The following is a 12574-nucleotide window of genomic DNA, read 5'->3' as shown; positions in this document are numbered from 1 at the left end:
ACCAGCTCACTTCCGCATGACCGCGGGCTCGTGCCGCCTCAGCAGTTTCGCGACCACGTATCCGAAGACGAGCGAGAGGACGACCATCATGCCCATGTTGAGCAGCCAGATCCCCGCCGAGTGCTCGAAGAGCGGATCGGAGGTCAGTTCGCCCGGCACGATCCGCGCCAGGTCGATCGTCCCGGCCATCGCACCGAGCGCCCACCGCGACGGCACCAGCCAGGACAGCTGCTCCACGCCCGGAACACCGTGCAGCTTGAGCAGCGCGCCGCAGAAGACGACCTGGACGATCGCGAGGAGGACGAGCAGCGGCATCGTCACCTCCTCCTTGCGCACCAGCGCGGAGACCAGCAGACCGAGCATCATCGCGGTGAAGGACAGCAGGGCCACGGCCAGCGTGATCTCCACGAGCGGTGGCAGGAACACCCCTTCACCGCCCGGTGCGCCGAGATCGACACCCATCAGACCCACCAGGGTCAGCACCACGGCCTGGAGGACGGTGATGGTTCCGAGCACCACGATCTTCGACATCAGGTACGCGGATCTGGACAGGCCGACGGCTCTCTCGCGCTGGTAGATCACTCGTTCCTTGACCAACTCCCGTACCGCGTTGGCCGCTCCGGTCAGCACTCCGCCCACGCACAGGATCAGCAGGGCGTTCATCGCCGTCTCCTGGGTGAGCCGACTTCCCGCCAGCGCGCGGGCCATGGCGCCCATGACGAAGGGCAGCGCGATCATGATGATCAGGAACGTCCGGTCCGCGCCCAGCGCGGACGCGTACCGGCGCACCAGAGTGTTCAGCTGCGCACCCCAGTTGCGGGTCTTGGGCGGTGGCGCGACCATCGCTCCGGGCGCGGCGGACGGCAGATGCGGCTGGGCCGAGGCGTTGTCGATGTACTGCCGGCGGAAGGGCGATCCGGCGTAGGTGGCCGCCCAGTCGCGGTCGCGGTCGTTCTCGAACGCCTCGAACGCCTCCGGCCACTCCTCGAAACCGAAGAAGGCGAGAGCGTCCTCGGGCGGGCCGTAGTAGGCGATGCGTCCGCCGGGCGCGAGGACGAGCAGCCGGTCGCAGACTTCCAGGCTCAGCACGCTGTGCGTCACCACGATGACGGTGCGGCCGTCGTCGGCCAGTCCGCGCAGCATGTGCATGACCGAGCGGTCCATGCCGGGGTCGAGCCCGGAGGTCGGCTCGTCCAGGAAGAGCAGCGAAGGCTTCGTCAGCAGCTCCAGGGCCACGCTCACCCGCTTGCGCTGGCCGCCCGAGAGCGAGTGGATCGGCTGGTCGGCGCGCTGTTCGAGGCCGAGTTCCCGGATCACCTCGGTGACCCGCGCCTGCCGCTCCGCTTTCGCGGTGTCCTGCGGGAAGCGGAGCTCGGCGGCGTAACCGAGGGCTTTGCGCACGGTCAGCTGCGCGTGCAGGATGTCGTCCTGCGGGACGAGGCCGATGCGCTGGCGCAGCTCGGCGAAGTCACGGTAGAGGTCACGGCCGTCGTAGAGCACCGTGCCCCGGTCGGCCGGGCGCTGGCCGGTGAGTGCGTTGAGCAGCGTGGACTTGCCCGCACCGCTGGGGCCCACCACACCGAGCAGGCACTTCTCGCCGACGGGGAAGGAGACCTTGTCCAGCAGGGTCTTGCCGCCCTTGCCCGCGCGGCCGACCGTCACCTCCAGGTCCTGGACGTCCAGCGACACCTCACCGGTGTCCACGAACTCCTGGAGGGAGTCGCCGACCAGGCAGAACGCCGAGTGGCCGATACCGACGATGTCGCCGGGACCGACAGGGCCGCGGGCGACCGGCTGACCGTTGAGGAAGGTTCCGTTGTGGCTGCCGAGGTCGACGATCTCGTACGTGCCGTCGGCCAGTGCCCGCAGTTCGGCGTGGTGGCGCGAGACGGCCAGATCGTCGATGACGAGGTCGTTCCCCGCGTCGCGGCCGATCCGTACCGTCTTGGCGGGCAGCGGCCGTACCGTCGTCGGCTGCCGGAAGGTGCCCGTCGCCGCAGGCATCGAGACCGCCGAGGGGCGGTCGGTGGAGGGGGTTGCGGCGGGAGGTTCCCGGCCCAGCAGGACGGCGCGCGGTCCGTCGCTCGGATTGCCGAAGCGGATCTCGCTGCCCGCGCCGACGTCCGAGGCGCGGATGCGCCGGCCTGCGGTGTACGTGCCGTTGGTGCTGTCCTCGTCCTCGAGCGTCCAGTGGCCGTCTTCGGGGTGCAGGATCGCGTGGTGCCAGGAGACCCGGTCGTCGTCGATGACGATGTCGCTCTCGGGGTCGCGCCCGACATGGTAGTCCCGGCTCGGACTCATCACCGTGGAGCCCAGATCGGTCTCCAGAACGAGTTCGGGCGCAGTCGGCGTTGCGGGCCGCTCTCCCATGGGTGAATTCTATCGATAGGTACTGATCGGCGCCCGTCGTCGAGGTTCTCGGCGCCCACCGTCGGGGAGTCGCTCCGGATTTCCGCGCGCGGTCAGCGCGGCACGGTGGCGAGGATGACCTTCCCGCCGCCCACCGCCTCGCGGACCCGTACCTCCTGGGCCAGCCGCTGGACCATCGGCCAGCCGAATCCACCGGTCCGCCCGGTCAGGTCGGGCGTCCGGTCCTGCGGGTGCGCGGGGCTCGGGTCGGTGACCCGGACATGGACGCCCCTGCGGTCCGCGGTCAGCCACAGCGCGGTGACGGCCCCCGCGTGCCGGACGGCGTTGGTGACCAGCTCCGTCACGAGGAGCAGGAGGTTCTGGACCATGTGCGAGGTCGGCGCGGGATGCAGCCGGGCGACGAAGGCGCTGACGGCGTCCCGCGCGTCGGCTGCCTTCTCCGGTCGGCAGACGAAATCGGTACGGGTCTCGCCGTCCGGTGACAACGTCATCAGAATGCGGTCGTTCATAGCGTTCACCCCGTCACGTGAGCTTTCTGGCTGGAGTCCGGGTACCCCCGAAACGGCATTTCATGGAGACCGGCGGCAGAACGTGCGCTCCGTACGCCGAGCGGCCCGGTTCGCCCCCCTCGGCCGATCCTGAGGCCGCATCGTTCCTGGTGCGGGGCCCGCTCTTTCTATCGTTGAAAATTTCGCGTGCACGACCGTTGTGCAGTGTTTGCTGTTGTGGCTCAATGTTCGACTATGTGCAGTGCCTCGCTGGACGGAGGCACCCCCGGCTCTTCGACGAGGACGACGCCTTGAGACGACAACACCCGCGCCCCCGCGCCCTGTTCAGGGCCCTGATCTGCGCTGCGGCGCTGCTCGTACCGGTCGGTGCCACCCTGGTGCCGACGGCGGCCGCCACACCCGCCGTACCGGCCGAAGCCACCGCGCAGGCCTTCAAGGCCGACGACCCGGTCACCGATGTCCGCGGGCTGAAGGGCGAGTACTTCAGCATGTCCGCCCCGGGCGCCCGCGACTTCGCCGAGCTCGGCGCCACCACCCTCGACCCCGAGATCAACTTCCCCGGACTCACGGGTACGTTCGAGTCGGCGACCGGGAAGACCGAGCACACGACGGCCCGGTGGACCGGACAGATCGAGGCCCCCGAGAACGGCGAGTACACCTTCTCCGCCATCGGCGACAACGGGTTCCGGCTCTTCCTCGACGGCAACGTTGTCATCGACCACTGGGAGCCGGACTGGGACAAGGAGCAGCGCAGCGAGCCGATCGCCCTGAAGGCGGGGGAGAAGCACGACTTCAAGCTGGAGATGTTCCAGGACACCGGCGGCGCCAGCATGTTCCTGCGCTGGGAGGCCGACGGCCTGAAGAAGCAGATCGTCCCCGAGTCCGCGTTCACCCCGCCCCCCGACTTCGAGGTCTACCCGGTCGCCCTGAGCGTCGCGCGGAACGGCAAGCGCCTCCAGGCCACCTTCAGGGACCGGGTCACGGAGTACCGGAAGGTGAAGGAGCACCTCAAGATCGAGGTCGACACCTCCCCGATGCCGGTGAAGTCGGTGAACCGTGCCTCGGACAACCCGAGGGCGCTGGTCATCGATCTCGCCGCACCGGTCCAGAAGGACCAGCGCGTCAAGGTCGCCTATGACGGCAAGGCCGGTCTGAAGTCCGGGTCCGAGACGGTCCCGGAGATCGGGCGCACCGCGAAGAACCTCTCCACGCACCGCCTCACCACCCCCTGGGGCGACAAGCTGGACAAGAACCACCCGCTGCCCGAGTACCCGCGGCCGCAGCAGGTCCGTGACCAGTGGAAGAACCTCAACGGGCCCTGGGAGTTCGCCGGGGCCACCGAGGGCGAGCAGCCGGTTTTCGGCAAGAAGCTCGACGAGAAGATCACCGTGCCGTTCCCGGTCGAGTCCCAGCTCTCCGGCCTGGAGCGCGACGAGGACCACATGTTCTACCGCAAGCTCGTCACCGTGCCGAAGAACTGGTCGATCGGCACGGGCGGCAAGGGGAACGGCAGCGGCAAGGGCAAGCGGCTGAAGCTCAACTTCGACGCCGTCGACTACCGCTCCACCGTCTGGGTCAACGGCACCAAGGTCGCCGAACACACCGGCGGCTACACGGGGTTCAGCGCCGACATCACCGACGCGCTTCTGGGCAGCGGTCCCCAGGAGATCGTCGTCGCCGTCACCGACACGACGGGACCGAACCAGCCCAAGGGCAAGCAGTCCACCAACCCCGGCGGCATCGTCTACACCCCTACCTCCGGCATCTGGCAGACCGTGTGGATGGAGCCGGTCGCCCCCGCAGCCATCGACTCCCTGACCACCACACCGGACATCGACACCGGCCGGCTCGCGGTCACCGTCAACTCCGCCAAGGCGTCCGGCGACGCCCGGATCACCGCCGTCGCCCGCGACCGCAAGGGCAAGGTCGTCGGCACGGTCAGCGGCCCCGCCAACCGCGAGCTCGGCCTCCAGCTCGCGAACCAGCACCTCTGGTCGCCCGACGACCCCTACCTGTACGACCTCGACGTCTCCCTCACCGACGGCCGCTCCAAGGACCGCGTCGAAAGCTACTTCGGCATGCGGCAGTTGAAGGTCGACAAGGTGGGCGGCTACCAGAAGCTCGTCCTCAACGGGAAGCCGTTCTTCTCCCTGGCCATGCTCGACCAGGGCTTCTGGCCCGACGGGCTGTACACCCAGCCCAGCGACGCGGCCCTCACCTTCGACCTGAAGGCTCAGAAGGACCTCGGCTTCAACGCCGTACGCAAACACATCAAGGTCGAGTCGCCGCGCTGGTACTACCACGCCGACCGGCTCGGACTGCTGGTGTGGCAGGACTTCGTCAACGCCGACATCGACAACGAAGCCGGCAAGAACGCCTTCCTCACCCAGGGCGAGGAGTTGATGCAGCAGTTCCACAACCACCCCTCGATCAGCGGCTGGATCGTCTTCAACGAGGGCTGGGGCGAGTGGGACCGCACGGAGACCGGCAAGATCGCCGATGACGTCAAGGCGCTGGACCCGTCCCGCGTGGTCAACGCACACAGCGGCGTCAACTGCTGTGCCTCCAAGGGTGACTCCGGCAAGGGCGAGATCATCGACCACCACGACTACGTGAACAACGACCCGGCCTTCCCGGACGACCGGCGCGCCGCGATGGACGGCGAGCACGGCGGCTTCACGCTGCGGACGCCGGGGCACATGTGGCCGGGCGCCCCGGCCAACATCTACTCCGGGGTGGCGGACAAGGCTGCCCTCACCGCCAAGTACGTCGACAACACCCGTACGTACTACCTGGCGGCGGCCGGCGCCGAACTGTCCGGGTCCGTCTACACCCAGGTCAGCGACCTGGAGAACGAACTCAACGGGTTCTGGACGTACGACCGTCGAGAGATCAAGGTCGACCCGAAGAAGGTCCGGGAGATCAACCGCCAGGTCATCGCCGCCGGGGCCGGCGCCGGTGAGCGCGACGAGCTCAAGGGCGGCGGTTCCTGGTCGCTCGACGACAACAAGGGCACGACCGCCCGCGACAGCGGCCCCAACAAGGCCCATCTCACCCTGGAGGGCGGCTCCTCCTGGGCCCCGGGCGTGACGGGCTCGGCGCTGAAGTTCGACGGCGAGGGGAGCTACGCACAGAGCGCCGGTCCGGTCGTGGACACCACCAAGGACTACACCGTCTCCGCGTGGGCCTCGCTCGACGCCGTACCCGCCAACTACGCCACCGTCGTCAGCCAGGACGGCCGGCGCACCGAGAACCCCTTCTACCTCCAGTACGGCCAGGGGGCGTTCGCCTTCTCCACCCCGGGCGGCAAGCGCGCCCGCCTGGAGCTCACCCCGGAGACCGGGAAGTGGTACCACCTGGTCGGGGTCCGCAAGGGTGACGAGATCACGCTGTACGTCGACGGGAAGCCCGCCGCCACCACCGAGGCCGGTCCGGCCGATGTGAGCACCGGCCCGCTCTCCGTCGGCCGGGCCCGGTACGACGGCGCCAGGACCGACTTCTGGAACGGCTCCGTCGATCAGGTCGAGGTCCACGACAAGGCCTTGACCGCCGAAGAGGTGTCCGCGCTCCACGGCCGTCAGAAGCCGTAACCGCAAGGACGGGGCCCTTCCCGGCGCATCCGGAACCACCGGACGCGCCGGGAGGGAAGCGGACCCCGCCGTGGCGTGAATGGTTCTCCAACCCGCGGACCATTCACGCCCGTTGCCGTCATTCCCGAGGCGTAGAAGAGGTGAGGCCCCAGGAGGGATACGCAGACGTGCCAGGTCCGGCAAGATCCTCCTGTCCGAACATGTGACCGGAAGGATCGATATCGTGCGCAGACGACGTCTCGCGCCCCTGGTGGCCGTGAGCGCCATGGCGACGCTGGCCCCGGCGCTCGCCGCCTCGACGGCCACCGCGGCCCCGGCTGCCGCCCCCTCGGCCGGGACTGCCTCGGCCGTCTCCTCGCCCGCCGCCAAAAGCGTGCTCGACCGGTACGCGAAGCAGAAGCCCACGTGGAAGCGGTGCGACCCCGACACCTCGGCGGCGTACCAGTGCGCCACCGTCAAGGTGCCGCTGGACTACCGGAAGCCCGGAGGCAAGCGGATCGACCTGGCGATATCCCGGATCAGGACCGCCGAGCCCGGCAAGCGGCGCGGCATCCTGCTCTCCAACCCCGGCGGCCCCGGCGGAGAGGGGCTGTGGATGCCCCTGATGATGAAGGAGGAGCTGCCCGAGTCCGTACTCAAGAGCTACGACCTGGTCGGCTTCGACCCGCGCGGTGTCGGCCGCTCCAGCCCGGTTACCTGCAACCTCACGCAGGAGCAGGAGAACTGGCTGCGGCCCTACAGGGCGGAGACGTACGCCAAGGACGTCGCCTGGGCCCGCACGGTGGCGGACAAGTGCCGCAAGAAGACGGGGGACCGGCTCCCGCACATCACGACCCGTAACACCGCGCGCGACATGGATCTGGTCCGGACGATCCTCGGCGAGAAGAAGATCTCCTACTTCGGCTACTCCTACGGCACCTATCTGGGGGCCGTCTACGCCCAGCTCTTCCCGGCCCGGGCCGACCGGTTCGTGCTGGACAGCGCGGTCGACCCGCAGCGCGCCTGGCGCGGGATGATCCAGTGGTGGGCCGAGGGCGCGGAACCCGCGTTCGACCGGTGGACCGAGTGGGCCGCCGCGCGCTCGAAGACGTACGGCCTCGGCGACACCCCCAAGAAGGTCGACCGGACCTTCTGGGAGCTCGTCGCGCGGGCCGACGCGGACCCGATCGAGGTGGACGGACAGCCCACCGACGGCGACGACATCCGCCAGGGGATGCGCGCGTTGGCCTTCACCCCGCAGTCCGCCTCCGAGGCGGTCGTGGAGCTGAAGAAGGCCGCGGAGGGCAAGCCCGCCGCCGCGAAGAAGCTCGCCCGGATCATCGAGGGCGACGGCACCCCGGCGCCCGAGTGGGCCGGAAAGGCCGCACTCGCCGCCGAGACACCCGCCGACAACATGACGGCCAGCTTCTGGGCCGTGGTGTGCGGCGACAACTCGGCCGCGTGGTCGCGTGATCCGGAGACCTACCGGCGGGACGCCATCGAGGACAAGGGCCGCTACCCGCTCTTCGGGGACTTCGCGTCCAGCATCAAGCCCTGTGCCTTCTGGGGGAAGTCCGCCGAGCCGGCGACCGTGATCAAGAACAAGGTCGGCTCCCTGGTCGTCCAGAACGAGTGGGACTCGCAGACCCCGCTGCCCAGCGCCCAGGCCCTGCACGCCCAGCTGCGGGGCTCGAAGATGGTCACCGTCCTCGGCGGCGAAGGCCACGGTGTCTACCCGAGCGGCAACGCCTGCACGGACGGCGCGGTCAACCGCTACCTGGCCACCGGCAAGCTGCCCGCGAAGGACGTGACCTGCAAGGCGACCGCCGCGTCGAACGCGCAGGCACGCCGGAACGAGAAGCCGGACGCGCTCCCCGGGTCCCCGGTCCCGGAACGCGCCCCGAACCGCTTCTGACACGCTGAGCCCGGCCGTACGGCACCCGGCCGGCCCCCTCAGGAGGGACCCCGAGCAGCAGGGGCCCGGCGGCGACGGAGAGAACCTGGTCCACCGCCGCCGGGCCCCTGCCCCGGTCAGCTCACGGCGCCCACGGCGCGTCCACCGCCCACGTCGTGTCCTCGGTGAACAGCGCCGGGTTGTCGAAGGGCTGCCCGCCGCCCGGCGTGGCGAGCCACACCTCGGAGCCGATGTGGCGCAGATAGCTGCCGGGCAGATTGGCGCTGGTGAACCGCACCCCGCCGTCGCCCGCGACCGCGCACCACGTCGCATCCGCCTTGAACAGCGCGGAGTCGTCGTTGGCGTCGCGGCGGACCCGGAACTCCCGGTGGCGGAGGAATTCGCCGGGGTAGTTCCGGGACTCGAAGGAGTAGCAGTTGCTGTTGGCGAGCCCGGGGGCGATCTTCCAGGTGGCGTCCGCCTTCAGCACGGCCGAACTCCCGCTGTTCACGACCTCGGTGAAGGCCAGCCCGTCGTAGTGGCGCAGATGCTTCGTGGTGTGCCCGGGGGTGGTGACCCGCAGCGACGTGTTCTGCCCGGTGGGGAGGTTCACCGGGGGAGCGGGGTTGCGGGACGCCTGGACGAGGGCCTGGTTGGCGGCCTTCACCCGGGCGGTGTCGACCTTCACGACCTGGCGGTCGTACGTCAGCAGCCCGTTCGCCTCGTTCTCGACGTCCGTGATCTCGGTGTAGACCGACGCGGAGAGCCCGGCGGGCAGTTGGCCGATCCGGATGGCGTCCAGCAGCCCGACGAAACGGTTGTCGAGCGCGGCGACGCTCGGCTGGTCCTCGTAGCTGAAGCCGCCGCCCGGATACCACTCGTGGCCCGGCACCTTGTAGCCGAGCCCGCCGAACTCGCCCAGCACGGCCGCCCGCGTGGCGCTCGGCGCGGTGTTCCCCGGGCCGACGTAGATGTGGTGGTCCACCACATCGCCGTTGCCGCCGTCGACCGAGCCGCAGCAGTTGACCCCGCTCATGTTGTTGACCAGACGCGAGGGGTCCTGGGCCTTCACCTCGTCGGCGATCCTCGCCTGGTCGTACTGCCCCCAGCCCTCGTTCTGGTTGACCCACATCACCACCGAGGGCGAACTGCGGTGCTGGTAGATGACGGCGCGGTACTCCGCCTCCCACTGGGTGCGCGCCGGCCCGTCCGGCACCTTTCCGGTGTCCATCGAGGGCATGTCCTGCCACACCAGAAGACCGAGCTTGTCCGCCCAGTAGAACCACCGCTGCGGCTCCACCTTGATGTGCTTGCGGACCATGTTGAACCCGAGGTCCTTGTGCGCCTGGAGGTCGTACTTCAGCGCCTCGTCGCTCGGCGCGGTGTAGATGCCGTCCGGCCAGTACCCCTGGTCCAGGGTGCCCGTCTGGAACACGAACTTCCCGTTGAGCAACGGCCGCAGGACGTTGTCGACCCTGCCGATGCCCACGGACCGCATGCCCGTGTAGCTGCCCACGGTGTCGCTGACGGCCGAGCCGTCGAGGAGATCCGCCTTCACGTCGTACAGGAACGGATCCTCGGGCGTCCACAGCCGGGGGTTCGGTACGGGTACGGGGATCTCGCCGCTCACCGCGCCGGTCGCCGTGCCCACGACCGTACCGCCGGTGGAGACGGTGATCCGGGCGCTCCGGCCCGCCGCGCCCGCCGTCTGGACCTTCACCCGCAGGGTGTTGTTCCCCAGGTTCGGCGTCATGTCGAGGCGGGTGATGTGGGCGGAGGCCACCGGTTCCAGCCAGACGGTCTGCCAGATGCCGGAGGCCGCGGTGTAGAAGATCCCGCCACCCGGGTGCGGCTTCACATCGGTGATGCGCTGCTTGCCGACCGCCTGGCCGCCGGTCTGGCTCGGGTCGTGGACGGAGACCACGACCGTGTTCGTGCCGCCGCTCAGCTGCGGGGTGATGTCGTACGCGAACGAGTCGAACCCGCCCTTGTGCGCCCCGGCCCGGGTGCCGTTGACCCAGACCGTGGTGTGCCAGTCCGAGGCCCCGAAGTGCAGTTTCACCCGGCGGTTGTTCCAGTTCGCGGGGACGGTGAAGGTCCGCTTGTACCAGAGCTTGTCGTTCTCGGTGATCCGGCGCTGGATGCCGGAGAGCGCGGACTCGGCGACGAACGGCACTCGGATCTGCTCCGGGAACGTCGCGGGCTGCCCGGCGTCACGGCCGGTGACCGCGAAGTCCCAGATGCCGTTGAGGTTCGTCCAGTCGGGGCGGGTCAGCTGCGGGCGCGGATACTCCGGCAGCGGCTTGTCGACGGGGACCTGGTTCGTCCACGGCGTCGTCATGGGCGCGGGCTTCGGCTCCCAGGCGGCGGGCGCGGCGGCGGCCGGGGCGGTGCCGGTCCCCACGAGGGCGGTGGCCACCAGGGCGAGGCCGGTGGTGGCCGTCAATCTCCGCCACCAGGCGCGGCGGCGGGGTGCGGGTGTTGGTCGCATGGTCGGACGTCCCTTTCTACGCTCGTACGGGGAAGGGCGGGTGGTACGTGGGGAGGGCTCTCGGAGCAGCCGCCAGAGATGGTCGGCCGTCCCGTTTCGTCGTACTGGACGACGTGCGCGCTGTCAGCCATGGACCTGCCGTCCACGCCGAGCACCTTGCGCATGCCGAGGACCGCCGTCGCGTGGCGGGGCGGTCGGGCGAGAGCCGTTCTTGCAACGTTAGAAATCAGGCGTCCGGCGGTATGACAGCACGGGGTCGGGCGGGTGTCCAGACCCCGCGCAGAGCCGGGGCCGCAAGGCGAGTCGTCGGCCGGGAGACGGCCGGGGCGGTCGGCCGACACTTTTTGGAAACGCATCGACAACGCTCTTGCCGCCCGTGCCGCGCCGCCTATATAACGTTGTAAACCGAGCTGCCGACAGGCTGCGCAGGCTCTCACGACCGCTGTTCCCGCAGTCCGGAGCAGGGGTGTGAGGAATGCAGCGGCGTCAGCTGCCCCGTGGCCGATGCCTCGTCCCGCATGCCCGACCGCACGCCGATCAGCGTGCCGTCAACCCGCCAAGGAGCGTTCCGCGCATGATGATCCAGCGTCGATCCCGTACCCTCGCCGTGGCCTGCGTCCTCGCCGCCACCACGCTGGCCGCCGCCGGCTGCGCCAAGTCGGAGACCTCCAACAACGCGGGCGGCGACAGCAGTCAGGCGGCGCAGAAGGCCAAGTCCCCCGAATCGTCGTCCGGTTCGGGCTGCACGCTGGAGACCTACGGTGCGCCCGAGCTGGACCTGAAGAACGCCGTGGTCGGCTTCTCCCAGTCGGAGAAGGAGGCCAACCCGTTCCGGATCGCCGAGACCCAGTCCATCAAGGACGAGGCGAAGAAGATCGGCGTCAGGAAGCTGCTCACCACCAACGCCCAGTCCCAGCTGTCCAAGCAGATCAGCGACATCCAGGACATGCTGTCCCAGGGCGCGCAGTTCCTCATCGTCGCCCCGCTCAACTCCGACGGTCTGGAGCCCGCGTTGAAGGCGGCGGCCGCCAAGAAGGTCCCCGTCCTCACCATCGACCGCAAGGTCAACTCCACCGCCTGCAAGGACTACGTGGCCTTCCTCGGCTCCGACTTCGTCGAGCAGGGCAAGCGCGCCGCCGACGCGATGATCAAGGTCACGGGCGGCAAGGGCAAGGTCGCGATCCTCCTCGGCGCCTCCGGCAACAACGTCACCACCGACCGCACCAAGGGCTTCGTCGACCAGGTCAAGGCGAAGGCCCCCGGCCTGGAGATCGTCGCCCAGCAGACCGGCGAGTTCGCCCGCGACAAGGGCCAGCAGGTCATGGAGCAGCTCATCCAGTCCAAGCCGGACATCACCGCCGTCTACGCCGAGAACGACGAGATGGGCCTCGGCGCCGTCACCGCGCTGAAGGCGGCCGGCAGGAAGCCCGGCGAGGACGTCAAGATCGTCTCGGTCGACGGCACCCGCAACGCCGTCCAGGCCCTGGTCAACGGCGAGTACAACGCCGTCATCGAGTCCAACCCCCGCTTCGGTCCGCTCGCCTTCGCCACCGCGCAGAAGTTCTACGCCGGTGAGGAGATCCCGGAGAACGTCATCATCACCGACCGCGCGTACGACGAGGCCAACGCGGAGGAATCGCTCGGCGGGGCGTACTGACCCGGCCGGCGCTCCCACCGGAACCCGCACCGGCACTCCGACCGGCACTCCGGCCGCCGCCTCGGCCCCGGGCATCCCCCGGGG

6 protein-coding genes are annotated in these 12574 nt (G+C 69.6%); 3 read left to right on the top strand and 3 right to left on the bottom strand.

Annotated features, from left to right (window positions below):
- Nucleotides 1–6: 6 nt before the first annotated feature.
- Complete coding sequence (locus RNL97_RS02360; RefSeq protein ID WP_243313122.1) at nucleotides 7–2370, bottom strand: FHA domain-containing protein; 2364 nt, start codon at nucleotides 2368–2370, stop codon at nucleotides 7–9.
- Between the two features lie 92 nt (nucleotides 2371–2462).
- Complete coding sequence (locus RNL97_RS02355; protein ID WP_030587168.1) at nucleotides 2463–2879, bottom strand: ATP-binding protein; 417 nt, start codon at nucleotides 2877–2879, stop codon at nucleotides 2463–2465.
- Between the two features lie 224 nt (nucleotides 2880–3103).
- On the opposite strand from RNL97_RS02355, the gene RNL97_RS02350 reads away from it, so the two are divergent.
- Together RNL97_RS02350 and RNL97_RS02345 are read left to right on the top strand one after the other, a co-directional pair.
- A complete protein-coding gene (locus RNL97_RS02350; protein WP_313750303.1) occupies nucleotides 3104–6469 on the top strand; it encodes a LamG-like jellyroll fold domain-containing protein in 3366 nt (1121 codons plus the stop codon).
- Between the two features lie 265 nt (nucleotides 6470–6734).
- The gene (locus tag RNL97_RS02345; protein ID WP_234313448.1) at nucleotides 6735–8363 is read left to right on the top strand and encodes an alpha/beta hydrolase; all 1629 of its coding nucleotides are present in this window, start codon (nucleotides 6735–6737) and stop codon (nucleotides 8361–8363) included.
- 121 nt (nucleotides 8364–8484) lie between these two features.
- Here RNL97_RS02345 and RNL97_RS02340 read toward each other — a convergent pair whose 3' ends face one another.
- Nucleotides 8485–10833: an AbfB domain-containing protein gene (locus tag RNL97_RS02340; RefSeq protein WP_313750302.1), complete on the bottom strand. Its 2349-nt coding sequence runs from the start codon at nucleotides 10831–10833 to the stop codon at nucleotides 8485–8487.
- Nucleotides 10834–11407: 574 nt separating this feature from the next.
- Between RNL97_RS02340 and RNL97_RS02335 the strand changes: the two genes are divergently transcribed.
- Nucleotides 11408–12490: an ABC transporter substrate-binding protein gene (locus RNL97_RS02335; protein ID WP_243313119.1), complete on the top strand. Its 1083-nt coding sequence runs from the start codon at nucleotides 11408–11410 to the stop codon at nucleotides 12488–12490.
- Nucleotides 12491–12574: the final 84 nt, after the last annotated feature.

It is taken from the genome of Streptomyces parvus, from assembly GCF_032121415.1.
GTDB classification, from domain to species: Bacteria; Actinomycetota; Actinomycetes; order Streptomycetales; family Streptomycetaceae; genus Streptomyces; species Streptomyces globisporus_A.
The sequence above is the reverse complement of the archived record's forward strand: the minus strand, read 5'-3'. Positions and strand labels throughout refer to the sequence as shown.